The organism is Rothia nasimurium, assembly GCF_928382285.1.
In the GTDB taxonomy this organism is placed as follows: Bacteria; Actinomycetota; Actinomycetes; order Actinomycetales; family Micrococcaceae; genus Rothia; species Rothia nasimurium_E.
In genome coordinates this window covers 1-24,390 of record NZ_CAKMSS010000011.1, presented here as the reverse complement: position 1 = coordinate 24,390, position 24,390 = coordinate 1, and the positions used below count along the sequence as shown (strand labels likewise).

Below are 24,390 nucleotides of genomic sequence, written 5' to 3'. Positions count from 1 at the left end.
ACCCTATCGGCACCTGATACCCCTTACATACCCCCTGTTCAAAGGAGAGCCCCATGGCCCAGTTCAATGTCGATGCAGACCTCATTGCCAGCAAATCAGCCCAGGCCCGCGCCCAGGTAGAGACCATCGTTTCAGAGGTCAATGCCCTCACCGCCTCGCTCCAGGACCTTCAGGGGTCGTGGACGGGCTCGGCGTCCGCCAATTTCCAGGGCGTGCTCGCCCACTGGCGGGCTACCCAGCACCAGGTGGAAGAGTCGATTGCCCAGATTAACGAAGCGCTCTCACGAGCAGGCGTGAACTATTCAGAAACCGAAATGGCGAACGCTGCCATGTTTGTGGGTTAGTCTCTCGTCGCGGTGTCCTGGCGGTAGCGGAGCTTCCAGCTGCCGCCGGTGAGCACCCAGGTGCTTGAACGTAGCAGGGTTCCTCGTGCCGTAGGTACCTTCGATACCAGTAGGGCAGCATTCTGCCCCAGGGCAACCGAGGAAAGAATCTCAGGTGTTCCTGTTGCCGCACAGGCCCGCTCCCGGTAGGCCAGGACGGTTGCCCGATCTGTCACCTGGCCGGTCGGGACGACCCAGGTAAGCTCAGGGTGCATCAGAGCCCCCACAAGCTTTTCTGACCCGTAGATAGAGGGCTTGAGCATCTGCTCTTCGTGGGCCAGGGCTTCAGCTACGGGGTCTAAATCGCTCTCGGAAGCCTGCGGTGCCAGACTCTGCTCCGAGCCCCTACTATGCGGTTCAAGGCTTGCACTGTTCACGGGGCTAAGACCACGCTTAGATCCCAAGCCTGGCCCGGTCTCTACCGGAGTGCCGTCGCGGTAGGCTTGGGCTGCCCGGTTAGCCCGTTCATCAGCGGCCTCGTTCAGAGGGTGACCGGTATGCCCTTTCACCCACTCAAAGGAATAGCTCCGCCCCTGAATAGCCCGGTCGAGGGCCTGCATCAAATCAACGTTGAGCACAGGCTTACCATCGCTTTTCTTCCAGCCCTTTTTCTTCCACCCGGGCATCCATTTGGTGATGGAGTTGATGGTGTACTGACTATCGCAGATAACGTGCAGGTGCTCATCTGCCCGGTCTGCGGTTGATTCAAAGAGGTCAAGCACCGCTTTGAGCTCACCCATATTATTGGTACCGTGCTCCCAGCCACCGGCAGCCCAGTTGTCCCTATCGATATACCAGGCCCAGCCAGCGGGCCCGGGGTTACCCAGGGCAGAGCCGTCGGCGGCAGCGATGATTTTTTCGGTCATAGTCCTCGAACTTTCAGGTTGCAGGCGCCTTTTATTCTACGCGCCGCCTCACCTGGGGCGTCACCGCTAGAATGGTCATCATGGTTCACCCTTCAGCTTTCGCCGGGTCAGCGAGCGCCCAGCTCACCCTTTTTAGCATGCCCGCAGAGACCCTCCGCACGGGCCACGGGGTGAGTTGGCTGGCTTACGTCGGTATTGAGGAGCAGGTGAAGGCCGCTGAATTCAAGAACCCGGACGAAGCGCTTGCCTTTGCAGCCCAGCACACCCTCATGCGGTGTATGGCGGCGACTCTGCTCGGGGTTAAGGCGACGGCGGCCGCAGATATAGCGGTAGACCGCACCTGCCTTTTATGTGGAAGCGGGCAGCCCCACGGCAAGCCACGTATTGAAGGGGTCAACCTCAGCATGGCAAGGGCCCTAGGGCTGGCGGCCGGGGTAACCGGACCGGCAGGGCTCAGTATAGGGCTCGATCTCATTACTGTGCGCGGTAGCTATTACGATAGCTTCGACCGTATCGCCCTCGCCGACTACGAAAAGCGGGTGGTGGCGTCCTTACCTGCCGCGGAGGCAGCCCTGGCAAGGCACCTACTCTGGGGCGCCAAAGAAGCGGTACTCAAGGCTACCGGCTACGGCCTGGCATTAGCGCCCAGCACCGTTATGCTGGCTCTGCCGCCCCTGCCCGCCGCTCTGGAAGATGCCCACGGGCTTACGGCTAGGGCCTCGGTACAACTACCCGGTGAGGCGCAGCCCCGCACCTACTGGGTGACCTGGCAGGTCCACGAGGGCACCTACCTACTAGCTGTTGCCAGCGACCAGCCCCATACCCTCACCAGCCACAGGGTTACGACGCCGCTCATGGTGCGCCGGGCGCTAGGGCAAGAAATGCACTAGAGCTATAGGGAGCCCAGATTAAGCCCCAGGGCCCGGGCGAAGGTCCCCAGCTTGGTTGCGGTCTCAGAGTGCTCACCGGCCGGGGTTGAATCCTTCACAATACCGGCGCCAGCAAAAAGGGTAGCCTCTTGCGGGGCGACCTCGGCACAGCGCAAAACCAGGTACCAGCTCCCCTGCCCGTGGGCGTCCATGTAGCCCACCAGGCCGCCGAAGAAGCCCCGGTCGAAAGGCTCTAGCTCTTCAATCAGCCCCCGAGCCACCTCTGTAGGTGTGCCGCAAATAGCCGGGGTGGGGTGAATAGCACGGGCAGCCTGCAGCGACGAGACACCGGGCAGCAGTTGGCCGGTGACCGGCGTACTGAGGTGCCAGAGCTGGGGTGTAGAAATAAGTGAAGGTACGGCGGGCACATCCATCTGCACGGTAAGGGCCTCTAGCCGCTGGCGGATGTCGTTAACCACCGTTGCGTGTTCAGCCCTGTCTTTAGCAGACCGCATGAGAGCCTCACCGATTTGGGCATCGTCGGTACTCCCCGGGGCAGCAGTTCGGGCAGCGGAGCCAGCTAGGGGCACAGTTCGAAACGAACTTCCCTCAGTCTGAAACACAAGCTCGGGCGAGGCACCCATGAGGTAGTTTCCATTGGGTAGTTGGGCGCTAAAAACGGTAGCCCGCTGCTGCTGAGCACGCAGGGTATCAAAGAGACGGGGCAGGTTCAGTTCTTGCTCGTACCGCACCCGTAGCAGGCGGGCCAAGACGACCTTATCGAGCTTCCCCCGGTTCATGAGTTCAACAGCTCGAGCCACAGAGGACCGGTAGCCCTCGTTATCTTCCCCATCTACTCGGCTTGGAGCAGGCTGTTCCATCGTGTCATCAGCGGGCAAGGGAATATCTTCTCGCACCCAGCGGTCAGGGACAGCAAGCTGGGCCGGAGCGTCCGGGTCAAAAGGTATCAGCCCCACTACCGCTGAGCCCCGGCGCTGGGCCAGGCTCAGGGCGTCTGCCTCGTCCACCGGAGTCAGGGCACCTTCAGCCCGTACTACGGTAGTGCCTTTAGCCAGCATAAAAGGCGAAGGCAGGGCAGGGAGCTGAGGCATTTTACTTTCTTTCACACTTATTTGGGGAGCGGAGTTGGGCTTCTTTCACCCTAGTACACAGGCCTGACGAGAGCCTAAAAATGGTGGCGCACTAGCGGCTGCGCTTAAGCAGCATAATCGTCTCGTAGTGGCTACTGTGCGGGAACATGTCCATTACTTGCCCCTGTACGGGCTCCATCGACGGCATGCTTTTGAGGTCTTTAACGAGAGAGCGCAGGTTGCAGCTCGAATAGATCACCTGGTCGATACCGCTGCCCTCGATCCAGTGAGAAAGCTGCGGCCCCAGCCCCCGGCGGGGCGGGTTCACAATCAGCATCTCGGGTACCTGGCCACTGCTGGTGGCGTAGTCGGGCGCATCCTGGGCAATGAAGTGTAAACCCGTTAGACCGCGTTCAGCGACGGTGCGCTGGGCAGAGGCAATAGCCTCGTTACTAATTTCAATACCGGTCACGGTAGCCCCCGTCGGCATGACCGCTGCAGCGTGCAGGGCGAAGCCTCCTACCCCACAGTAGAGGTCCCAGAGGCTGGCCGGTGCTGCTTCGCTAACCCAGGCCTGGGCCTGACGGTATAGGGCAGCTGCGATGGGGGTGTTGGTCTGGAAGAAGCTCTGGGGGCGCAGGTGCAGGGTCATATCGTTGACCTGCATGGGCAGGGTAGTGCGCTCGGTCAGAATAATTTCTTCGCTCCCCTCAACCAGGGCAACGTGTTCGCGCAGCAGGTTGACGCTCACTACCGCAAGCTGGGGTAGCTGTTCGTGAAGCCGGGGCAGTTCTCGTTTGAGCGCTACGATGAGTTTTTTGGAACGCAGAACGAAGCGGACCATCAGTTCGCCGCTATCGGAAGCGGTCACCAGAATGTTTTTCAGTTCCCCTTTGCGTTTCTGAACGTTGTAGGGGGTAAGGTCAGCCCGCTGGATTAGGTCAGCAAGGACGGGTATGGCTCGGCTAATTGCGGGCAGGTAAAGCTGGCAGTCGGTGAGGTCAATGCCTTGCCCCTGCCTGTCGAGAATACCGAGGGTGGGCTGCTGGGAGGTTCCACCTACGACCAGCTTGGCCTTGTTGCGGAAGGCTTGGTCTGCACTTGCTACGGGTGGGAGCCAGTTGAGGTTACCCCAGGGTTCGAGCAGGGTCTGGGCGTCATGCTGCTTACCCGCTAGCTGGTCGGTGTAGGGGGTTTCAAGTAGGGAGCATGAGCGGCAGAGGCCGGCATCGAAGTAGTGGCAACGCATAGCTTCACTATTTTACAGCCCTTGCCACCTGGCGTATAGGCGGGGCTTCGGGCAAAGAGAAACCGGCGCCTCGTTGCCGAGACGCCGGTTCCAGGAAAACACAATCACTATTAACTCTTAGCCACCTGCACCAAATGCAAGATCGCGATGGAGAGCCTCAGCGCTCTTCTTCTCGAGCTTGGTCCAACCGTCGGATGCGTAGGCAACAAGTAGCATGGCCAGGAGCCCCACGATGATTGCGTAGAGAACAAGATCGACAATGGTAACCATATGCCTCACACCTTTCAGTTTCGCCTTTGATACTGATGAGTAAAAGTAAGAGAAGACCTCTTTAGTGATTTAAAGCATACCCACAGATTGGTGTGAAGTGCAATACTATTATCTAAAATTTTTAGTCATATTTTCAGAAGGGTGCAAAAAAGCTCCGCCGCTCCTTGCCAGGGGGCAAGAAGCGGCGGAGCTTACAGCACATGAGAAACCGGACGTGAACCGGTTTTCAGGCGGGCGCGATTACATCATGCCGCCCATGCCACCCATGTCGGGGGCGGCAGCTGCTGCTGCGGGTTCGGGCTTGTCAGCAACGACGGCCTCGGTGGTCAGGAAGAGACCAGCGATGGAGGCGGCGTTCTGCAGGGCAGAGCGGGTTACCTTCACGGGGTCGTTGATGCCTGCTGCCATGAGGTCTTCGTACTCACCGGTTGCAGCATTCAGGCCGGTACCTGCGGGCAGGTTGCGGACCTTATCCACAACAACGCCGGGCTCCAGGCCTGCGTTGAAGGCAATCTGCTTGAGGGGAGCATCGATAGCGACGCGGACGATGTTGGCACCGGTTGCTTCGTCGCCGGAAAGTTCCAGCTTCTCGAAGGCCTTAACGCCGGCCTGAATCAGGGCTACGCCACCGCCAGGGACGATGCCCTCTTCAACAGCTGCCTTAGCGTTGCGGACGGCGTCCTCGATGCGGTGCTTGCGTTCCTTGAGCTCGACCTCAGTGGCGGCACCTGCCTTAAGAACTGCAACGCCGCCAGCCAGCTTGGCCAGGCGCTCCTGCAGCTTCTCGCGGTCGTAGTCGGAATCGGAGTTAGCGATTTCACCGCGGATCTGGGCTACGCGACCCTCGATAGCGTCGGCATCGCCGGCGCCCTCGATGATGGTGGTCTCGTCCTTGGTGACAACAACCTTGCGGGCCTGGCCGAGCAGGTCGATGGTTGCGGTGTCGAGGGAGAGGCCGACCTCTTCGGTGATGACCTGGCCGCCGGTGAGAATAGCGATGTCGGCCAGCTGGGCCTTACGGCGGTCACCGAAGCCGGGGGCCTTAACAGCTACAGACTTGATGGAACCGCGCATCTTGTTGAGGACCAGCAGAGCCAGAGCTTCGCCCTCGACGTCCTCAGCGACAATCAGCAGGGGCTTGCCGGACTGCATGACCTTTTCGAGGACGGGGACGAGGTCCTTGACGTTAGAAATCTTGGAGCTAACGATCAGGATGTAGGGGTCTTCAAGAACAGCTTCCTGGCGGTCTGCGTCGGTGACGAAGTAGCCGGAGAGGAAGCCCTTGTCGAAGCGCATACCCTCGGTCAGTTCCAGGGTCAGGCCGAAGGTGTTGGACTCTTCGACGGTGATGACGCCTTCCTTGCCGACCTTTTCCATGGCCTGGGCAATCAGCTTACCAATTTCGGGGTCGCCGGCTGAGATAGATGCGGTTGCAGCGATCTCTTCTTCGGTTTCTACTTCCTTAGCTGACTCCAGCAGTTCGGCGGTGACGGCTTCTACAGCCTTTTCGATGCCGCGCTTGAGGGAGAGGGGGTCGGCGCCAGCGGCGACGTTGCGCAGGCCTTCGCGGACGAGAGCCTGAGCCAGGACGGTTGCGGTGGTGGTACCGTCACCGGCGATGTCGTCGGTCTTCTTGGCGACTTCCTTGACCAGCTCTGCGCCGATCTTTTCGTAGGGGTCTTCGAGTTCGATTTCCTTGGCGATGGAAACACCGTCGTTGGTGATGGTGGGTGCGCCCCAGGCCTTCTCCAGTACAACGTTGCGACCGCGGGGGCCGAGGGTTACCTTCACTGCGTCTGCCAGGGTGTTCAGACCCTTTTCAAGACCGCGGCGTGCCTCTTCATCAAAAGCAATCAGCTTTGCCATATGGCTTTCGCTCCTTCTGGAACATTCGGGGTGAGCGCGATTCTTCGGTGCCCGCGACGGACGGCGCAGCCTATCTCTCGCCGTCGGGGCGGGTAGGGTGCGCCTCACCAGAGCATCGCTTCAGGTGTTTTACTCAAGAGCGGTTCGGCGGCTAAACCTAGCACATGATTTAGCAGTCGAAGCCTCTGAGTGCTAATACCAATCTTGGCACTTGAGCTCTAGGGGCGCAAACCTATTGCTCCCCCAGCTGAGCCTTAATCGCCCACAGCGCACAAGAGGTGCCGGGCAGGTGGTAGGCGGACGTCCGCTGGCCGCGAGTAAGCGTCCCTAGCCTAGCTGGTAGGTGCCGGTTGCTGAGTCGTAGATGTAGTTACCGGTGGGGTCTAGGTAGAAGGTAGCGGTGGCCGGGTCATAGCTATAGCGATCAACGGAGGTGGGTATACCGGGGTTAGGCCCTATCTCTGCCGCTCCGGTGCCGCTATCGGCAGTTTCTTGGGCAGTAGCTGAAGGTGAGGACGGCGCCCCAGGCAGGCTGGTGGGGTCAAAGTCGGCTCCGAGCACCACGTAGACGAGACCGGTCTCAGCCTGGTAGTCCTGGGCGATGGTGGGCAGGCCCAGGGTGTCGGCTATTTCGTTAGCTTCTGAGGAGGCCCCGGTGGCGAAGTACACCAAAGACTCCGCTGTGTAGGCTCCTGCCCAGTTAGCGGTAGAGGTAACGGTGTAGCCGGCCTCTTCGAGGGCTGCGGTAGCCTGGGCAGCAGCGCCAGCAGGTGCACTGGAGTTATACACCTCAACGGTCACGCTAGAAGGGTTAGTGGTGGGAGTAGCTTCAGCGCTCGGGCTTGCCGATGCGGCAGCGGTGGCACTGGTTGAGCCGGACGCCTCGGGGGCAGCGGTGCGCGGAGAGATCACGTACATGGTGCCACCCACGATGAGGGCCAGCACGCCGCTAACAATAATAGCGAGCAGACCAGCGCGGGACGTCGCAGTATCGTCAACAGCACCGCGATAGGCGCCGCGGCGGGCGTTGTTCTCATCGATGTCGTCAAACTCATCGCGGGGGTAGCTGTTCACGGGCATCCTCATGATTGTGCGCGGTGGCGGGCTTTTAGTTACTAGGGTACACGCTAGGTGCCGGTGAAGCGGGCTCACCCTCCCTACCGACTAAGAGGCTTAGGTTAGGGCATCGCGCTTGAGCCGTAGGCGGCGGGTGAGCGCGGGTTCGGCGGCAACTGCCTTGGGGTTGTCGATCAGAGCGTTGAGCTGCTGATAGTAGGCAACCGGGGTCAGCCCCAGAGTACGGGTAATAGCCTGTTCTTTGCTGCCCTGGTATTTGAAGCGTTTTTTCTCGAGACTGAGAATAGCTACCTCAAGCTCGCTCAAGCCCTCTGCGGGTTCGGTGGTCTCGCTGCTCATCTCTTAACTTTCAGTGGTCTAGTCTTAGTAGGGAGAATACCGCATCCCTTTCAAGGAGTACTGTGCCTGCCCGTCCCCTGCATGAGATTATGTCCCCTGACTGGGCTCAAGCCCTCGCCCCGGTGGAGCCTCAGATTCGAGCTATGGGTAACTTCCTGCGCGCAGAGCACGAGGCCGGGCGGGCAACCCTTCCCCCTGGAACCGATATTTTTCGGGCCTTTACCTACCCCATGAACGAGGTGAAGGTGCTGGTGATTGGGCAGGACCCCTACCCTACCCCCGGTCACGCGATGGGTCTGAGTTTTTCGGTGCGCCCCGAGGTGCGCCCGATTCCCCGGTCGCTGCAGAACATTTATAAGGAGCTCCAGGCCGACACCGGGCTGGTACCTCCGGCCCACGGGGATCTTACGGCGTGGAGCGCCCAGGGGGTTATGCTCATGAACAGGGTGCTCTCGGTGGGAGCAGGTCAGGCGGGGTCGCACCGCAATCTGGGCTGGGAGCAGGTCACGACCGCCGCCATCGAGGCGCTGGCGCAGCGGGGCATGCCCCTGGTGGGGTTGCTCTGGGGTGCGGACGCCCGCAAATGCAGGCCCCTGCTCGGCGGCTACCCCTGTGTGGAGTCCCCGCACCCGTCCCCGCTTTCGGCCTCGCGGGGTTTCTTCGGTTCTCGTCCTTTTAGCCGGGTCAACGAGCTTCTGGTTCAGCAGGGGGCAGAGCCCGTTAACTGGCAGCTCCCCCGATAGCCACAAACGCAGTATCTGCTTGTCAGAAGCCTATCAGTTCATAGCTATGAAGGCATATACCTAATTTTTTGCCAAGGTGCGCAGCCGCTCTGTCAGAGCGTCCCATAGATAGGTGCCGCACACAATACCTGTTGCCATCAGCAAAACAGTCACGCCAGCAAGAGTGAGCCCCTGCAACCCCATCAGCGTATCCTGCCCGTTCAAGATGAGGTAGGAAGAGCGGAAGATAGTGAGACCGGGCAGCATAAACATCATGCCCGGAACATAATAAATCGACGCTGGGCTATGGAGAAGATACCCGAGGAAGCCAGCACTCAGCCCTACGGCTGTTGCCCCTGCCAGCACCTGCAGACGGGCGCCGTCCTCACCGGCGACCGCCCCTACCCCGTAGTAGGCTAGCTGCCCCACCAAAGACACCAGTCCAGACAGCACGATAGTGCGCGCTGACCCCTGCCAGGCAGCTGCAGACATAGCACTACCGATGACCATACCGGCAATAGAAACCCACAGGGGCGGGGGGCTAAAGACCGACTGCTGGACGTCAAGACTGGTGGCATCAAAATAGTTCATGAGGGTTACCGCTACCGAGATCCCGGCAATCAAACCGGTAAAGTTTGCTCCCGTCACCACGAATTTACCGGCGGCAGTCAGCGGGAAGCCGTGGAGGGCGTCCTGCACCGCTGAAACCAGGCGGAAGGTGGGAAGGAACATCATCAGCCCGGCTGCCACGATGTGCGGGGCAGAAACGTAAAACCCTCTACTGTACAGCCACCCTAAGGGATCTGATACGAGTAGGGCCAGCACCGTAATCGTTGCAGCACCCAGGGCCATCATGAAGTAGCTGGGCAGGCGCAAACGCCCCGCCCACACCAGAACGAAGTTCACCACGGTAAACACCGCAAGAGAAGTAACCGCAGCCCGCCAAGACCCTCCCACACCCAGGGTAAATGCCCCCGCGATCAGCAGGTTCCACGCCAATAAAACGGCCGGTGAATAGGGTTTCTTTTGAGCGTTGACCCGAGCTAGGCGGCGTTCGGCCCGGGCCCGGCTCACGGTCCCCTGAGCGATATCGTGCACCAGTCGGTAGAGCTGGTGCAGAGCCCAGTAGTTCTCGGAGGTAGAGCGAACGACCCGCACCAGGGTCAAGCCCAGTTTTTCGTTCTCCAGCCCTCCGGCTTCGGGCAGCTGCCCGCGACTAGCCGCTTCGTCGAACTCAGAGACGTAGTTAATCACGATGGACTGATAGGTGATATCAACTTCTACATCGTGAATACCGTACATGGCGCATACGGTCACTACCGCAGTATCTACATCTGCTGCGTCGGCGCCATAGTGGAAGAGGGTCTCAGCCAGGCGCAGGGCGAAAGCCAGGATTTCGCGGGTTTCTTCCTTCTGTCTGACCCGCTGGCGGTAACGGGCTAAGGCAACCTGCGCAACCTGACGCTGGGCAACGCGGGCGATCCCGCGGATAGGTACGGTTAGAGCCTGCTGGGGCTGGGCAAAAGAGCGAAACCCCCCGCTAGCGGTCACGCTTTTCTTTCTGTTCGCTACCCTCGACCGAGGGGCTCAGATAGCGCTGAATGATGTACTGCATGAGGTAGCTCCCCAGAACTACGCCAGATGCCATAGAAAGAATAATGCCAATAGCCGCTACCATACCGGGCACACCGGCATCGGAGTTAGCTTCGACCGTAAAAAGGTAGAGGCCGCGGAAGACGGAGAGACCGGGAAGCAGGAAGGTCAGGGCAGGCACGTAGAAGATGGAGGCAGGGGCATGCAGGCGATAGGCCAGGAAGGTACTCATCAGGCCAATCACGAGAGCGGCAAAAGCCGTGTTGGCTCGCCCCGCCCCGGGGCCAAACATGAGCGTATAGCCCTGGTAGACCCAGAAGCCGCAGGTAGCGATCAGCAGTATCCACAGAAGGGTTCGCCAACGGGCGTGGGTGGTCACAGCAAAGGCAAGAGAGGCCAGCATAAAGAAGGTGTAGCTGACCGCCAGACCCGCACCCACAAATCGGGTTTCGGTGATATCGAGCTCGCTCACCCCCAGTACCGACAGCACCGCTACCGCCGAGGCCAGCCCCACCACGATACCGAGGAAGGACATACCGGTTGAGACGAACTTACCCGCCGCCGTGAGCGGGAAGCCGTTGAGAGCGTCCTGCACCGTTGAAACCAACCGGGCGGTGGGCAGGAGCATAATGAGCCCCGCCGCCACGATGTGGGGAGCCGAAACGTGAAAGCCCACCTGGGAGAAGATAGATGCCTCATCCGATATATAAATAGCGGCGAAGGTAACCACACCGGCACCCGCAGCCATGTTAAAGAATCCGGGCATCTTGAGCTTAGAGATCAGGCTGTTAACGAAGTGAATCGCCAGGAAAACGATACCGCCCACAGCCCCCGCAGCGAGAGACCCGCCCAGGGCCAGAACCAGGGAGAAGGCCGCCACAATGTTAGCCAGCATGATAATCATGGGCGAGTAGGGCTTTTTAGCGGTATTGATCTTGTGCAGGCGACGCTCGGCCCGGTGGCGGGGCAACCCGCCCGCGGTGATGTCGTTGATGAGCTTGTAGATGTCGTCCAGGGCAGCGTAGTTCTCTGACCAGGAGCGCACCACGCGCATGACCGTGTGGCTAAACCGTTCTTTACCGGGTGCGGTGTCTTCAGGTTCGCTCAGATTGATAGCCCGGGTGCGGTCATCGACCTCGTCGATATCGGAGACGTAGTTGATAATCACCGACTGGTTGGTGATATCGATTTCTACGTCGTCCAGCCCGTAGGCTGCACACACAGCTACGATAGCCGAGTCCACATCGACGGTATCTGCCCCGTAGTGGAACATGGTCTCAGCCAGACGCAGGGAGAAGTTGAGGACCTCACGGGCCTCTTCTTTCTCCCGCACATATTCGGCCCGGTGGGCTGCAGCGATATTGAAAGGACGCTGGGCCAGGCGGGCGATGCCTCGCATGGGTTTGGTAAGCGACTGGTCGGTGCTCACAAAAGACTTGAGGGAGGACCGCACTCGAGAGGGACGCTTGACGGACGGGCGGGGAGCCGTTGGCAGGGCAACGGTGTGGGGCCCAGCAGCCGAGGGGTAGGAGGCCTGTTGCAGACCTGTTGCCTCGTTAACAGTGGGGGTTCCCGCAGTTACCGGGCCAGGGTCGCTGTCGCTATCGGCTCTCCCCAGACTCAGGTCGGTAGCCGGGCCAAAAGCTGAGGGCACCTGATAGGTGGCGGGGGTTGCCAGATCAAAAGCGGACGCCGGCGGTTCAGCTACCCCGGTAGCTGTAGAGTCTACGGTTTCAGCAGGAGTATCAAAGGCGCTCTCGCCCTGCCCCAGGTGGGCCAGGCGGTTGCGCAGCTGCGGGTCCCGCACCTCATCAAGCGACACGACCGGCAGGGGCCCCCAAGCCTGAGAGGACGAGGGGGCGGGGGCGTCCTGCCCACTGGCGTCCGAACCCTGTGCAGTTTGCCCGGCACTCCCCTGCCCAGCCGCAGGGCTTTCACCCGATGCCACGCGCGGCAGCAGGGCCGTCTGTCCAAAAGCCCCGGCCCCGGTGCCCTCATCAGAGGGAGCTATATCAAAAGCAGAGGCAGAAGGGTAAGCCTTTTGCTGCAAGGGAGTCTTGCTGGGGGTCAAAGGGATTACTCCTTCCGCCTCTTACGGTGATTTTGGCTCCGGTAGGATTTGCGGGGTGATTTTAGTAGAAGGGCTGACCGGTCTTACGAACCCAGAGCTGGCGCATGACCTTCTCAACAGCCCGGTTCCAGGCCTTGTACTTGACCGGTGAAAGCACCTGGTCCCAGACACCAACGTAGTCAATGACGTCCTTGGTAAACGAAGTCTTGAAGAGACCCAGGCCGTAGTAGTGGTGCTCCTTGTTCTTGAGCTCAGCCTTGGGCGGGGTACCGCAGAAGTCATAGGTTTTGATGCCGTATTCCTTCATGAGGTCGGTCAGAGCGGTCCACTGCACCTGGTGAGAGTCACCGTACTGCTTGCGGCGGGGCTTAGAGCCACCGTGCTTGTAGGTTCCCTTCTCGCCATAAGCCACGACGTAAGCACCAACCGAAGGCTCTCCGTCTTCATAGGTGAAGTAGAGACGCCCCTGACCGGCTTTTTCAAAAGCAAGCCAGAAGTCACGGTGGTAGTCATAGGAACGCAGGTGCATTTTCGCATTTCCCTGCCCCGCGGTTCCCATCAGATCGTACATGGTCTTCATGTTCTCTTCGGTCAGTTCCACCCGCTCAACTTCGCAGCCTTCGCGCAGAGAACGACGCACAGCGTTACGGCCGCGAGAGGACAGGGATTTGAGGACTTCTTCTTCGCTCTTATCGGTATTAAGGACGGCGGTAGAGTCGTTGGGCTGGATATTCCAGTTCTTCACGAGACCGCTTTTTGCCATGACAGCCGTAGTGGTGTCGTCGGCGATAATGTCGGGTTCAATTTTGATGGCGAAAACGCCCAGTTTTTCACGCTTATTGAGCTCTTTGTTGGCGTCGAGAATAGCGGGGATGTCATCGACAGAGTAAACGCCGGGGCCCTTGATCATGTACCAGAATTTGCCGAGGGCGGGGACAGTCTTTTCGAGGACGAGGTTGTAGGAGGCGAAAGGAGTGGGCTGGCCGTCGACCAGGCTGGTGCCTTCATAGACCAGGTAGAGGGGCTTCCAGCCGTGCTTAGATTTGACGGAGGCAAAGGATGCGGACTGGAGCATGTCGCCGCCACCGGGGCTAGCGGTTACGTGGTCATCCCAGGAGGAAATTTCGGCATCGGTTGCGAAGCGGGCTGTGAATTCTCGCAAGGTCCCTCTTTTACTTAGGTGTGGGGTGCGCTTAGGCGCGGGTAAGGTTTCAGATTCCCAGTCTAGTCACTCTTGTTAACTGTGTGCACCCTCAGCTGCCGTGAGTTTCATCTGGTGTAGCTGGGTATCTACTCTGTCGCCCCTTACCCGGGCACAGTGAAGCCCCCGCTTGCAGTAAGCGGGGGCTTCACGTTTAAACCGTTAGGCTGAAATTACTCGGCGTCGTGGTCGGTCTCGAGGATCTTGACCAGGGTGTCGAGTGCTTCTTCAGCGCCTTCGCCCTCTGCGCGCAGAACGACCTTGTCGCCGTGCTTAGCGCCGAGTGACATCAGGGACAGGATGGATGCTGCGTCCATTGCCTCGTCTGCGGGCTCGCCTTCAGCTGCGATGGTGACTTCAACGGGGAGGTCGCCTGCTGCTTCAGCGAAGATCGCTGCGGGGCGGGCGTGCAGGCCAACACGGCTTGCGATGGTGGCAATACGTTCTGCCATGGTGTTCTCCTTATAAAGGGGGTGCGGATTTGTTGTCCACTACTGAGTCTAAATCAGGTGCGTATGTTTCGCGCGTGTTAACCGCTTATTTTGGTGTGATTTATTCAGTAGTGGACGGTGGAGGTTAGAGGCCGAGCTCGTCCAGGATCGGCAGGTGCTTGCGCGCTGCTTCCTTAGCTTCTGCTGAGGAGATCTGGTCGAGGGCGTCGTTGGCGATCTGCTGGGCCTTTTCGGGGGTGACCGACTTGAGCACGGCGGAGACAGCTGCCATGGCGCCAGCGTTCATGGAGAGGGTGTCAACGCCCAGGCCGACGAGAACGACGGCCAGTGCGGGGTCGGCTGCTGCTTCACCACAGACGGAGACGTACTTCTTGACACCGGCCTTGGCGGATGCTCGCTTGGCGCCTTCGACGGTCAGCTTGATCATCTTGAGTACGGCGGGCTGCCAGGGGTTGTTGAGGTGGGCCAGGTCGCCGAGCAGGCGGTCTGCTGCCATGGTGTACTGGGTGAGGTCGTTGGTGCCGATGGAGACGAAGTCGACTTCACCGAGGATCGCTTCAGCGTTGACGGCTGCTGCGGGGGTTTCGACCATGACGCCGCGGGTTGCCAGACCTACTTCATCAACCATTTCCTTGAAGCGGCGGGCTTCTGAGGTGGTTGAGATCATGGGGGCCATGACCCAGATGTCGGCGTCGGAGCCGTCGGCTGCTGCCTTGATAGCTTCGAGCTGGCGTTCGAGGACGCCGGGCACGGTCCAGTCGGTGCGGTAGCCGCGGACGCCGAGGGCGGGGTTCTCTTCTTCCTTGACGTTGAGGAAGGGTAGGGGCTTGTCGGCGCCTGCGTCGAGGGTGCGGACGACGATGTGCTGGCCGGGGAAGGCGTCGAAGACAGCCTTGTAGCTGGCGGTCTGGGTTTCTACTGAGGGTTCAGCATCGTGGCCCAGGAAGCCGAATTCGGTGCGGAGCAGGCCAACGCCTTCAGCCTTGAGGCCTGCTGCCTTTTCTGCGCTCTTGCCGTCGCCGACGTTGGCGTAGAGGGGCACGAGAGTGCCGTCTGCCATGACGCCGGTACCGTCGAAGTCGGGCAGTTCCTTGCGGTTGGCGTACTTTTCGGCCAGGTCGCGGTGCTCATCGGTGACCTCGGTGTTGACGGTGCCTTCGTTGGAGTCAATGTAGACTTCGGTGCCGTTTTCGATGTCGGTGACGCCCTTAGCGGCAACGATGGCGGGCAGGCCGAGGCCGCGAGCAAGAATCGCGGTGTGGGCCTGGGGGCCGCCGTCGGAGGTGATAAGGGCGACGACCTGCTTGGGGTCAAGGGTGGCGGTGTCTGCCGGTGCCAGGTCGATAGCTGCCAGGATGAAGGGCTCAGCAGAGACGGGGATGCCGGGGGCCTGCTGGCCGGTCAGTTCGGCGACGATGCGGGCGCGGACGTCGTGAATGTCGGTGACACGCTCGGCCATGTAGCCACCCAGGGCTGCCATCTGGTCAGCGAAGGCTGATGCGGCTTCCCAGACTGCCAGCTCGGGGGCCTTGCCCTGCTTCTCGACAATCTTGATAGCGCTCTTGAGCAGGGCGCGGTCGGTTGCCATCTGGGAGGTGGACTTGAGCACGGCCTTGCCGTCACGGCTGGCGTGCTCGGCGCGTTCCAACAGGCCGTTCTTGACGGTCTCGGCAGCTGCCTTGATACGCTCGGCGGCCTGCTCGGGGGTTTCGTCGGCGGAGAGCTTCAGGGATGATGAGGGAGCCTTGATGGGCTCGGGCATCTGAAGGACTTTGCCGATAACGCGGCCGGCGTAGACGCCGACACCCTTGTAGATAGTCATAGTGTTTTCCTTCTAAGAGGTTGAAGTGATTTAGGCAGTTGCCTCGACCTTACGGCCTGCAAGTGACTTGAGAACAATATACATGAGTGCACCCACTACGGTACCTGCGATAGCGGCCACAAGGAACATGAGGGGGTTCTCAACCAGGGCGATGATCCAGACACCACCGTGGGGTGCGGGTGAGGCGACGCCTGCGCCCATGGAGATAGCACCGGCAACGGCTGCACCAACAACGGAGGACGGAATCACGCGCAGGGGGTCGGCGGTAGCGAAGGGGATGGCACCTTCGGAAATGAAGGAGGCACCCAGCAGCCAGGCTGCCTTGCCGTTTTCGCGTTCGGGAGCGCTAAAGAGCTTGGGGCGGACGGCGGTGGCCAGGGCCATAGCCAGCGGGGGTACCATACCGGAGATGATGACGGCCGCCATGACCTGCTGGGAAGCCAGGGTACCGGCGGAAAGACCGGCGGTGGCGAAGAGGTAGGCTGCCTTGTTGACGGGGCCGCCGAGGTCGAAGCCCATCATGGCACCCAGGATGATGCCCAGCAGGATAGCTGAGGCACCGGTCATGGAGTTCAGCCAGTTCTCAAGGGAGGTGGTAACCCAAGCCAAGGGGCCACCGAGCAGGAAGAACATGAGGCCACCGGCGAAGAGGGTAGCAACCAGCGGGGTGATGACCACGGGCATCATGGAAGCGAGCCAGCGGGGCAGCTTGAGCAGGGAGAGCCAGTAGGCGCAGAGACCTGCGAGCAGACCGGCGACGATACCGCCGAGGAAGCCACCGCCGACCATGACGGCAACAGAACCGGCGATGAAGCCGGGAGCGATGCCGGGGCGCTGGGCCAGGCCGTAGGCGATGTAGGCTGCCAGAATCGGAACCATGGCTCCCAGGCCGAAGGCACCGATGGTGTGCAGGGCAGCACCCAGGTAGAGGGAGAGGGGGGTGTCGCCCAGGTTGGTCAGGGAGGCACCGGAGAGGATGGCTTCGGTGTCAACGTCCCCCAGGTTGGGCATGGTGATGGCTTCGAGCATGAAGCCGATAGCCAGGATGATACCGCCCGCTGCCACGAAGGGAATCATGTAGGAGACGCCGGTCATCAGGGCCTTGTAGATGCGGGTGCCCCAGGAACCGCCCTCTTCTGCGGTTTCAGCGGAGTCAGCTGCACCTGCGGCAACACGCTTGCCGTTGGGCTTCTCAGCTTCGGCAAGGGCTTCTTCGATCATGGCCTTGGGCTCGTCGATACCGCGCTTGACGGGGGCTTCAACGTAGGGCTTACCGGCGAAGCGTTCGCGGCCGCGAACAGGCAGGGCAACGGCGAAGACGACGGCGTCGGCTTCGTCGATTTCGGCCTGGGTGAGCTTGTCGCCACCGGATGAACCCTGGGGCTCAACCTTGAAGTCGTAGCCCAGCTCTTCGGCGGCGTACTTGAGGCCGTCGGCTGCCATGTAGGTGTGAGCGATACCGGTGGGGCAGTTGGTCACAGCCACAATCTTCTTGCGGCGGGCAGGTGCTGCATCGGCAGCGCCAGCGGCTGCAACAGAGCCGGACGCGGCGCCCGCAGCGGGTGCCTCAGCTGCCTTTTCGCGCAGGCCCAGGGCCTCTTCAACGAGGACGACGACCTCGTCAGCAGTCTTGGCTTCGCGCAGGGCAGCGGTGAAGGACTTCTTCATGAGGGAGCGAGCCATCTGAGAAAGGATCTTCAGGTGGGCTTCGTCGCCGTCTGCGGGAGCTGCGATGAAGAAGATGAGGTCGGCGGGGCCGTCCTTAGCGCCGAAGTCGACGGCGGGGTTGGGGCGGGCCATAGCCAGGGTGGGCTCGGTGACTGCTTCACTGCGGCAGTGGGGAATAGCGATACCACCGGGGATGCCGGTGTCGGTCTTTTCCTCGCGGGCGCGCGCAGCGGCGTAGAGGGTCTCAAAGTCGGTGGCGCGGCCAGCACCTACGACGGCACCAGCTAGATGCTCGATGACATCGAAGCGGGTCTCGCCGAGGTTCTCATCGAGGCTGATGAGATCCGCAGTGATGAGAGCAGACATGTGCTCCTCCTCGGATTGTGTTTTAGGGTTTTGAGAATGTGGTTCGGTTGGGGTTTAGAGGGCCAGCTCGCGCAGGGTGACTGCTTCGGGCGTGGTTGATTCTAGGGTGGGCACCTGGGTGCCGGGGAGGGAGGCTGCAGCTGAGCCGTGGGCTACCGCCTGCACCAGGCATTCGGGCAGGGTTTTGCCCTGCTCGTGGGCAATCAGGAAGCCGGCCAGGGAGCAGTCGCCTGCGCCAACGGTGGAGCGCACCTTGACGGGGGCGTGGACGGCGTGCCAGGCGCCTTCTGCTGTCACCAGCACGGCTCCTCCCCCGCCGAGGGTAGCAAGGACCATTTCGACACCTCGGTCGACCAGTTCTTTGGCGGTAGCTGCGGTGAGTTCGGGGCTGGCTTCAAGCTCGTCCGCCATCTCGATTTTGCCGACCAGCTCAGCGAGTTCTTCGGAGTTGGGCTTGATGAGGTTGGGCATGCCATCCAGGCCAACGAGGGCGTCGCGCAGGGCTGCACCGGAGGTATCAACGGCAACGCGGGGGGCCTTCTCGCCCAGGGACTCGCGGATTGAGCGGCCCACAACGGCGTAGTAGTCGGAGGGGACGCCGGCGGGCAGGGACCCTGCCAGCACTAGCCAGGAGGCCTCGATGGTTTCCTTGATCATGAGGCGGGTCAGCTGCTGCTGGGCCACATCGTTCAGGGGCTCACCGGGGGCGTTGATCTTGGTGGTGGTGCCGTCGGGCTCAACAACGGTGATGTTGGAGCGAATCGGCGCGCCGATGGGCATGTTAACGAAGGGCACCTCTGCCTCTTTGAGGCTGGCCAGTACGGGGTCTTCGTTGTCGCCGGGCAGCACCGCTACGGTTTCGAAGCCGGAGATGTTGAGGGCGCGGGCAATGTTCACGCCCTTGCCACCGGGGTCGGACGCCGCCGCGACGGCACGCTGAACGGCACCGCGCTTGATTTCGTGGTTCAGTTCCACGGTGCGGTCCATGCTGGGGTTAGCGGTTAGGGTAACGATCATGCGATAAGCACCTCTACGTTAGATTCTTCAAGCGCTGCGGCGAGGTCACCCTCGGGCGCTTTATCGGTAATGAGAGTATCGATGTCTTCAAGCCCGGCAAAACGCACCAGGGACTCCTGGCCGAACTTGGCGGAGTCGCACAGGAGCACCACGCGGCGGGCTGACTTGACGATGGCGGTCTTAACGATGGCTTCGTTGAGACCGGGAGTGGAGAGCCCAAACTCGGCATCCAGGCCGTTGACGCCGATAAAGGCGATGTCGGGACGGATGGTTTCGAAGTGGGCGGCGGCCCGGGTACCAACGGCGGCCCAGGTCATTTTGCGCAACTGACCGCCTACCATATCGAGTACCACGCCGTCAGCCTCGGCCAGCTTCACGGCGATGTGAAGGGCATGGGTGATGATGAGGCGGTCGGCGCCTGACTTGAGGGAGAAATCAGCGGCGGCGATACGGTCGGCGAGGATTTCGATGGTGGTACCGGCGTCAAGAACTACCGCACCGGCGTCCGAATCGCGCAACAGCTCGTAGGCACGCAGGGCGATCTTCTGCTTTTCGGGGGTGTTCATGTTTTGACGTAGGGCGATAGACGACTCTACAGAGGTCGACTGCTCTACGGTTACGGCACCGCCGTGCACACGGCGCAGCTTACCGTCAGCTTCGAGGGCTGCTAGGTCACGGCGGACGGTTTCCATCGTGACTTCGTAGCGTCTAGCCAGGTCTGCGCCGTTGACACGGCGTGCAGAAGCTACAAGCTTCGCTATTTCGGCACGTCGTTCTTCAGCGAACATGTGTTTATCACCTTATACAACTGGAAGGTGGGTCGGGTGACCCTATCTACAGTTGATTTTATGTGGGTTTCTGTGGGCACGTCAATGTAAAACCCACGGCTACCGGTGTATTTCGGTGTTTTGGTTGGGTTTTTCGGTCACTTTCACTAGGGTCAGTGCCAAAACCCAACCGATAGCACACCCGAGGGTGTTGGCGAGGACGTCCAGGGGCGAGCTGGTGCGCCCGGGCATGAAGTGCTGGGTGGCTTCGATAGCCAGGGTACAGGCCAGACCGCCCAGGGGTACGAGCCAGGTGCGGGCCGGGCGCAGCAGCCAGGTGAAGAAAAAGCCACCGGGTACAAACATGACCACGTTCGACAGCCATTCCACCTGCCCGTAGCCAAACCAGCCGGGCAGCCAGCCGCGGGCGTGGCCGTCCGCAAGTATCCGGGCTAGGGTTTCACCCGATTCTCCGGAGTCAACGTGGGTGGGCCAGAGGACGATAAAAGCAACGGCAGCAACGTACAGGCAGGTGATACCCCAGAGAAAGATACGCCCCACTAGGGCTTACCTACCAGCAGGGGCTCCCTGACCTCTAGCCAGTGGGCAAGACCCGGCAGGTCAACTTCGAAGGGTTCAGCGTTAGCGATGGTACCGAACTCCCGGCCATGGGTGGCAGAGAGGGCACGGCGAATCAGGGAGCCGTGGGAGACGGCGATGACGCGCTGGCCCGGGTAATCGCGGGCAATCTGGCGCAGCACCTTGATGCCGCGCAGGTAGACGGAGCGTTCGCTTTCAACGCCGCTGTAGTAGGCGTCGGGCTCCTTGCGGGCCTCGGCTGAAATGTCGAGCCCTTCGGCTTCGCCGTAGCCGCGTTCGACCAGGTCGTCGTAGGTGCGGTCGACGGTCAGACCGAAGGCTGCGCCGATAATTTCTGCGGTCTCGTGGGCGCGGGAGAGCGGGGACGACACCACCACATCGAACTCGAAACCCCGAGCCCTAAGAGAGGCAGCGGTCTCGTGGGCCTGGGCGCGGCCGGTGTCGTTGAGGGGAATATCGCTGGAGCCCTGCATGAGATGGGCCTTGTTCCAGTCGGTCTGGCCGTGGCGGATCAGCATGATAGAGGACGCCCGGCGGGCAGGGGCCAGAGGCACCACCTCACCGTTGTGGGGCACCAGCACTTTCTGGCCGGTGCGGGCGGTTTGTAGGCGGGAAATCAGCATGCCGTGCACCACGATAATCAGGTTCTTACCCGGGTAGTCGGCTTCAACCTGGTCAAGGGCATCTTCAACGCGGGCTAGAAAGTCTGACAGGGGTTCGATGTCTGCGGTTTCGTTTTCGATTGTTTCCCAGAGGGCGGGGGTGTTAGTGACGCCTTCGAGCTCTTTGAAGGAGCGTTCTGCGAGGCCCGGGTAGGAGCCAAGGACGGGTAGGCCCAGCTCGTCGGCGATAATGGCACCGGTTTCTGCGGCGCGGGAGAGGGGGGAGGTGACGACGCCGTGCCAGGTGAAGCCGGGGTGGGCGTCCGCTTGGGTCTTGGCGTATTCGAGCACGTTGTGGGCGGCGGCAAGCGCCTGGGCGCGGCCGGTGTCGTTGAGGGGTATGTCGCTGGAGCCCTGTAGGCGGTGTACGAGGTTCCAGTCGGTCTGTCCGTGTCGAATGAGTACGCTAGGCATGGGTTCTATTATCCCCTCCCAGCCCGCCGGGTTCGGGGTGGTGGGAGTGTTAGCTTGCTCCCGGGGCACTTCAGACTGGTTTTGGGCTTGGTATGTTAACGCCAGGTGTTGCCGAAGGTACTGTTGTGCTTCGAGGAGCACAAGGTATAGAGAAGGCGGCGATTGACCGGATAACCGATTTTGCAGCTGGTGGTACCAACTATTTGTTATCTCCGATCAATGACAATCAAGAGAAAACTCCTATGAAATTTATTGAAGAGGGGCTCAAAAACTCCTTGGCTGGCGGTTCTACGTCTTCAGGTAAGTACTTGAATACAAGAACTAATCAAATAATTGATGATGCAGTTCCCGATCATCTAGATGGCCTGAGCTTAAGTCGCCGTGATCTTCTAACAGGAAATATTCCAGGAGCACCCCACGGTCAGGAGAATCAATAATTTATGAAAAAAGATAGTCTAGATAGTTCAGTAAAATTAAAGAAAAACCTTTCCCAACAACCACCCGCATCAAATAAAACATTTGGGAAATTTGTTAGTTATTTTCTGGTTATTTTCGCCGTTGTGGTATGTGGATATTATCTGATTAACATAAAATTCGATCGACCTATTGATTGCACTGTCGTCAGCGCTACAGGAAGTAGCGGTGGGGGCGGTCTCAAAACCTCAAGTTCCAGTCCGAGTGTAACCGTTACTACACAAGACTGCGGAAATATTGTGTTCGTACGAATGCGTAATGAAGGTTTTGATACTGCCCAAGATTTAGCTGATGAGCTGAACAAGAAAAGTGGCGAGAAAGTTCGTTTCCATGTTGGGCCAATCCGCTTGTTTTCATGGCCTTATGAAGCTAAAGCTGCTGACCTCGATGGGCATCCAATTCAGAAATAAAATATTCTGGACTACCTTATGAAACGAATTATCTGATTTCACCGAGCAACGACAATGAAGCAAAGACACCCCGTAAATTCGTAGAGGAAGGCTTTAGGAACGCTCTCACCGGTGGAGGGACTGTCAGGTAGATTGCATCGATAAACACAGCCAGGTAGACCGTTTCTAGGGGCCTGGCGGCCCATTCATTCATCTGGTCAAGGACCGTTGCGGTGATACGGCTGATGGTGTCTTTACTGATGCTGGCCCCATAGATTTGCTCGAAGTGGGCTGCGATGTCACCGTAGGTGAGTCCTTTGGCGGCCAGGGAGAGGATGATTTCATCGACGTTTTTGAGTCGACGGGCTCGTTTGGGCACGATGGTCGGTTCGAAGGAGCCGTCGCGGTCGCGGGGGACTTTGATGTCGATGGGGCCGACGGTGTCGGTGAGGATTCTTTTGGTGCGGTAGCCGTTTCTGGTGTTTTGGCTTGTTTGGTTGGGGTTTTCGGCGTGTTTGGGGTAGCCGAGGTGGTCGGTGAGTTCTTCGTCGAGGGCAGCTTGGATGATGTCTTGGGTGAGGGTTTTGAGTAGGGTGTCGCTGCTGAGGTCTAGGCCTTGTTCTTTGGCTTGGGTGATGAGGTTTTGGGCGAGTTGGTGTTCTGTTGTCATGGTGTTATTTTCTCCTGTTGGGGTTGGGAGGGTTTACACCGTTTTCCTGACAGTCCCCCTGCGTCAAATCAGACCCTGACCGCCTGGCTTCAAACAAAGCCTGCTTCAAAGCCATCAGCGGCATCCCCAGCGTATGCATACTCGAGGAAACACCCCAACCCACAATCTTTCGACTGAACACATCAGTGATGAAGGCCGTGTAGCAGAAGCCACTACCTGTGCGCACATAGGTGAAGTCCGCGACCCACAAGCGGTTCGGCGCTTTAGCGGTGAACTGGCGGTTGACCAGATCAGGGCGGCGATCAGGAGCCTTGGTAGCCCTGGTGGTCACAGGTTTACGGCCCCGATGCACACCCTGGATACCAGCTGCACGCATGAGCCGGTAGGTTTGGTCCCGGCCAATAGCCCAGCCTGCCCGTCTCATGGCCTGCCACATTTTGCGCACACCATAGACTCCATAGTTCTCCTGGTAGATTCTTACCAGTTCGGGGATGAGCAGCTGGTCGGATAGTGACCTGGCTGAAGCGACACGGCTCATTGCGCGGTAATAGCCGCTAGCCGTCATGAAGCCACCGTCAAGATGCTCGGATAGGACTCGGCAAATAGGCTCGACCCCGAAAAGATCCTTATAAGTGTTGATGAATCGGATCATCATCGGGCCGGTGCCTCGAGCTCCGCTGCGAAAAAAGCTGAGGCTGTCTTCAGGATTTCGTTGGCCCTGCGTAGTTCCGCGTTTTCTCGTTTTAGGCGTCTGATTTCGGCCGCCGCGTCACTCGTAGTAGTGATTTCTTTGCCGGTGTCGAGGGCGGCGTTGTTGCACCAGCGGGCCAGAGTGTTGTGGGAAATTCCTAGCCGAGGGGCGATGTCTTTGATTGCTGCGGTTATGGACGGGGCGTCGGGGTGGTTGAGCCGGTCACCGACGAGTCGTACTGCTCGTTCTTTGAATTCTTGGGGGTATTTGGTGGGCATGGTTTTTATTGTTCCTTCCGGTGGGGTGTGGGTGGAAGGTGTGGACTGAACCCAGTACATATCACCTTCTAAGACTCCCCGCCAGCACGCTCAGCCTCCCACCGATCAACAGCATCCAAAATCAACCGCCGATCCTCCTCACCATACGCCGGCACCAACGTGTAATACTCCAACTCACCCTGAACAGCCACCACCGTATCCTCCACCACCAAATCAGAAACACCACCAATATTCCCACCATCAGGCAAAAACACACCCAAACCCGCAAACCCCCGATCAAGCATCGCATCCTCCACACGCTCCACCGTCAACTTCCGCACCGACCGACCAGAAGGAGTAAACACAAAAGACTCATCACCAACACCAAAACTCAACGTCGGAACACCCCCCTCATTCTGATATGTACTGGGTTTAGTTCCGACCCCGTACATTGGAAACAAACAAAAAAGAGCAAAGGAACTTCACCCATGCCCACCAAATACCCCCAAGAACTCAAAACAAGAGCCCTACGCCTACTGGCCGA

At 59.8% G+C, this 24,390-nt stretch carries 25 protein-coding genes and 1 pseudogene; 5 read left to right on the top strand and 21 right to left on the bottom strand.

Annotation, left to right across the window (positions count from 1 at the left end; translation table 11 throughout):
• Positions 1 to 53: 53 nt before the first annotated feature.
• A complete protein-coding gene (locus L6758_RS10245; RefSeq protein ID WP_237195082.1) occupies positions 54 to 344 on the top strand; it encodes a WXG100 family type VII secretion target in 291 nt (96 codons plus the stop codon).
• Here L6758_RS10245 and L6758_RS10240 read toward each other — a convergent pair.
• Positions 341 to 1,249 carry a ribonuclease HI family protein gene (locus L6758_RS10240; RefSeq protein WP_237205999.1) on the bottom strand — a complete coding sequence of 303 codons (909 nt, stop codon included), beginning with the start codon at positions 1,247 to 1,249 and terminating at the stop codon, positions 341 to 343. The genes L6758_RS10245 and L6758_RS10240 overlap by 4 nt on opposite strands.
• An 80-nt stretch (positions 1,250 to 1,329) precedes the next feature.
• Here L6758_RS10240 and L6758_RS10235 point away from each other — a divergent pair, with 80 nt between their 5' ends.
• Positions 1,330 to 2,139: a 4'-phosphopantetheinyl transferase family protein gene (locus L6758_RS10235; RefSeq protein WP_237205998.1), complete on the top strand. Its 810-nt coding sequence runs from the start codon at positions 1,330 to 1,332 to the stop codon at positions 2,137 to 2,139.
• Positions 2,140 to 2,141: 2 nt separating this feature from the next.
• On the opposite strand, the gene L6758_RS10230 is transcribed toward L6758_RS10235, so the two are convergent.
• From L6758_RS10230 to L6758_RS10205, 6 genes are all read right to left on the bottom strand, one after another.
• Entirely contained in the window at positions 2,142 to 3,230 is a 1,089-nt protein-coding gene (locus L6758_RS10230) for an isochorismate synthase (protein ID WP_237205997.1), read from the bottom strand.
• Positions 3,231 to 3,321: 91 nt separating this feature from the next.
• A complete protein-coding gene (gene rlmC / locus L6758_RS10225) occupies positions 3,322 to 4,458 on the bottom strand; it encodes a 23S rRNA (uracil(747)-C(5))-methyltransferase RlmC (protein WP_237205996.1) in 1,137 nt (378 codons plus the stop codon).
• Positions 4,459 to 4,575: 117 nt separating this feature from the next.
• The gene (locus L6758_RS10220) at positions 4,576 to 4,728 is read right to left on the bottom strand and encodes a hypothetical protein (RefSeq protein WP_237205995.1); all 153 of its coding nucleotides are present in this window, start codon (positions 4,726 to 4,728) and stop codon (positions 4,576 to 4,578) included.
• 240 nt (positions 4,729 to 4,968) lie between these two features.
• The gene (gene groL / locus L6758_RS10215; protein WP_135013265.1) at positions 4,969 to 6,594 is read right to left on the bottom strand and encodes a chaperonin GroEL; all 1,626 of its coding nucleotides are present in this window, start codon (positions 6,592 to 6,594) and stop codon (positions 4,969 to 4,971) included.
• A 327-nt stretch (positions 6,595 to 6,921) separates the two neighbouring features.
• Entirely contained in the window at positions 6,922 to 7,668 is a 747-nt protein-coding gene (locus L6758_RS10210) for a LytR C-terminal domain-containing protein (RefSeq protein WP_237205994.1), read from the bottom strand.
• A gap of 99 nt (positions 7,669 to 7,767) precedes the next feature.
• The gene (locus tag L6758_RS10205) at positions 7,768 to 8,010 is read right to left on the bottom strand and encodes a DUF3263 domain-containing protein (RefSeq protein ID WP_237205993.1); all 243 of its coding nucleotides are present in this window, start codon (positions 8,008 to 8,010) and stop codon (positions 7,768 to 7,770) included.
• 62 nt (positions 8,011 to 8,072) lie between these two features.
• On the opposite strand from L6758_RS10205, the gene L6758_RS10200 reads away from it, so the two are divergent.
• Entirely contained in the window at positions 8,073 to 8,753 is a 681-nt protein-coding gene (locus tag L6758_RS10200) for a uracil-DNA glycosylase (RefSeq protein ID WP_272878605.1), read from the top strand.
• A 60-nt stretch (positions 8,754 to 8,813) separates the two neighbouring features.
• Here L6758_RS10200 and L6758_RS10195 read toward each other — a convergent pair whose 3' ends face one another.
• From L6758_RS10195 to L6758_RS10150, 10 genes are all read right to left on the bottom strand, one after another.
• A complete protein-coding gene (locus tag L6758_RS10195; protein WP_237199286.1) occupies positions 8,814 to 10,283 on the bottom strand; it encodes a threonine/serine ThrE exporter family protein in 1,470 nt (489 codons plus the stop codon).
• Positions 10,273 to 12,396, bottom strand: a complete 2,124-nt coding sequence (locus L6758_RS10190; RefSeq protein ID WP_237195115.1) for a threonine/serine ThrE exporter family protein — start codon at positions 12,394 to 12,396, stop codon at positions 10,273 to 10,275. The genes L6758_RS10195 and L6758_RS10190 overlap by 11 nt, the downstream gene beginning before the upstream one ends.
• A gap of 61 nt (positions 12,397 to 12,457) precedes the next feature.
• The gene (locus tag L6758_RS10185) at positions 12,458 to 13,558 is read right to left on the bottom strand and encodes a lipid II:glycine glycyltransferase FemX (RefSeq protein ID WP_237205992.1); all 1,101 of its coding nucleotides are present in this window, start codon (positions 13,556 to 13,558) and stop codon (positions 12,458 to 12,460) included.
• A 212-nt stretch (positions 13,559 to 13,770) separates the two neighbouring features.
• The gene (locus tag L6758_RS10180; RefSeq protein WP_135013272.1) at positions 13,771 to 14,049 is read right to left on the bottom strand and encodes an HPr family phosphocarrier protein; all 279 of its coding nucleotides are present in this window, start codon (positions 14,047 to 14,049) and stop codon (positions 13,771 to 13,773) included.
• A 124-nt stretch (positions 14,050 to 14,173) separates the two neighbouring features.
• Entirely contained in the window at positions 14,174 to 15,871 is a 1,698-nt protein-coding gene (ptsP, locus tag L6758_RS10175) for a phosphoenolpyruvate--protein phosphotransferase (protein ID WP_237195118.1), read from the bottom strand.
• Positions 15,872 to 15,901: 30 nt separating this feature from the next.
• The gene (locus tag L6758_RS10170) at positions 15,902 to 17,905 is read right to left on the bottom strand and encodes a PTS fructose transporter subunit IIABC (protein ID WP_237205991.1); all 2,004 of its coding nucleotides are present in this window, start codon (positions 17,903 to 17,905) and stop codon (positions 15,902 to 15,904) included.
• 54 nt (positions 17,906 to 17,959) lie between these two features.
• Positions 17,960 to 18,922 carry a 1-phosphofructokinase family hexose kinase gene (locus tag L6758_RS10165; RefSeq protein WP_237205990.1) on the bottom strand — a complete coding sequence of 321 codons (963 nt, stop codon included), beginning with the start codon at positions 18,920 to 18,922 and terminating at the stop codon, positions 17,960 to 17,962.
• Positions 18,919 to 19,710 carry a DeoR/GlpR family DNA-binding transcription regulator gene (locus L6758_RS10160; protein ID WP_237195130.1) on the bottom strand — a complete coding sequence of 264 codons (792 nt, stop codon included), beginning with the start codon at positions 19,708 to 19,710 and terminating at the stop codon, positions 18,919 to 18,921. The genes L6758_RS10165 and L6758_RS10160 overlap by 4 nt, the downstream gene beginning before the upstream one ends.
• 99 nt (positions 19,711 to 19,809) lie before the next feature.
• Positions 19,810 to 20,250 carry a VanZ family protein gene (locus L6758_RS10155; RefSeq protein ID WP_237205989.1) on the bottom strand — a complete coding sequence of 147 codons (441 nt, stop codon included), beginning with the start codon at positions 20,248 to 20,250 and terminating at the stop codon, positions 19,810 to 19,812.
• The gene (locus L6758_RS10150; RefSeq protein WP_237205988.1) at positions 20,250 to 21,365 is read right to left on the bottom strand and encodes a histidine phosphatase family protein; all 1,116 of its coding nucleotides are present in this window, start codon (positions 21,363 to 21,365) and stop codon (positions 20,250 to 20,252) included. The genes L6758_RS10155 and L6758_RS10150 overlap by 1 nt, the downstream gene beginning before the upstream one ends.
• A gap of 92 nt (positions 21,366 to 21,457) precedes the next feature.
• Here L6758_RS10150 and L6758_RS10145 point away from each other — a divergent pair, with 92 nt between their 5' ends.
• The gene (locus tag L6758_RS10145) at positions 21,458 to 21,802 is read left to right on the top strand and encodes a hypothetical protein (protein ID WP_237195133.1); all 345 of its coding nucleotides are present in this window, start codon (positions 21,458 to 21,460) and stop codon (positions 21,800 to 21,802) included.
• A 3-nt stretch (positions 21,803 to 21,805) separates the two neighbouring features.
• A complete protein-coding gene (locus tag L6758_RS10140; RefSeq protein ID WP_237195134.1) occupies positions 21,806 to 22,249 on the top strand; it encodes a hypothetical protein in 444 nt (147 codons plus the stop codon).
• 118 nt (positions 22,250 to 22,367) lie between these two features.
• Here L6758_RS10140 and L6758_RS10135 read toward each other — a convergent pair.
• The 4 genes and pseudogenes from L6758_RS10135 to L6758_RS10120 form a co-directional block, all read right to left on the bottom strand.
• Positions 22,368 to 22,898 (bottom strand): annotated as a pseudogene (locus L6758_RS10135) (transposase); the annotation flags it as partial.
• A gap of 4 nt (positions 22,899 to 22,902) precedes the next feature.
• Positions 22,903 to 23,550 (bottom strand): IS3 family transposase, encoded by a 648-nt coding sequence (locus tag L6758_RS10130; RefSeq protein ID WP_237218649.1) that lies wholly within the window; start codon positions 23,548 to 23,550, stop codon positions 22,903 to 22,905.
• Positions 23,550 to 23,867 carry a transposase gene (locus tag L6758_RS10125; protein WP_237205985.1) on the bottom strand — a complete coding sequence of 106 codons (318 nt, stop codon included), beginning with the start codon at positions 23,865 to 23,867 and terminating at the stop codon, positions 23,550 to 23,552. Before L6758_RS10125 ends, L6758_RS10130 begins: the two co-directional genes overlap by 1 nt.
• 68 nt (positions 23,868 to 23,935) lie before the next feature.
• Positions 23,936 to 24,241, bottom strand: coding sequence for a hypothetical protein (locus tag L6758_RS10120; RefSeq protein ID WP_237205984.1), 306 nt, complete (start codon positions 24,239 to 24,241; stop codon positions 23,936 to 23,938).
• Positions 24,242 to 24,390 lie beyond the last annotated feature (149 nt).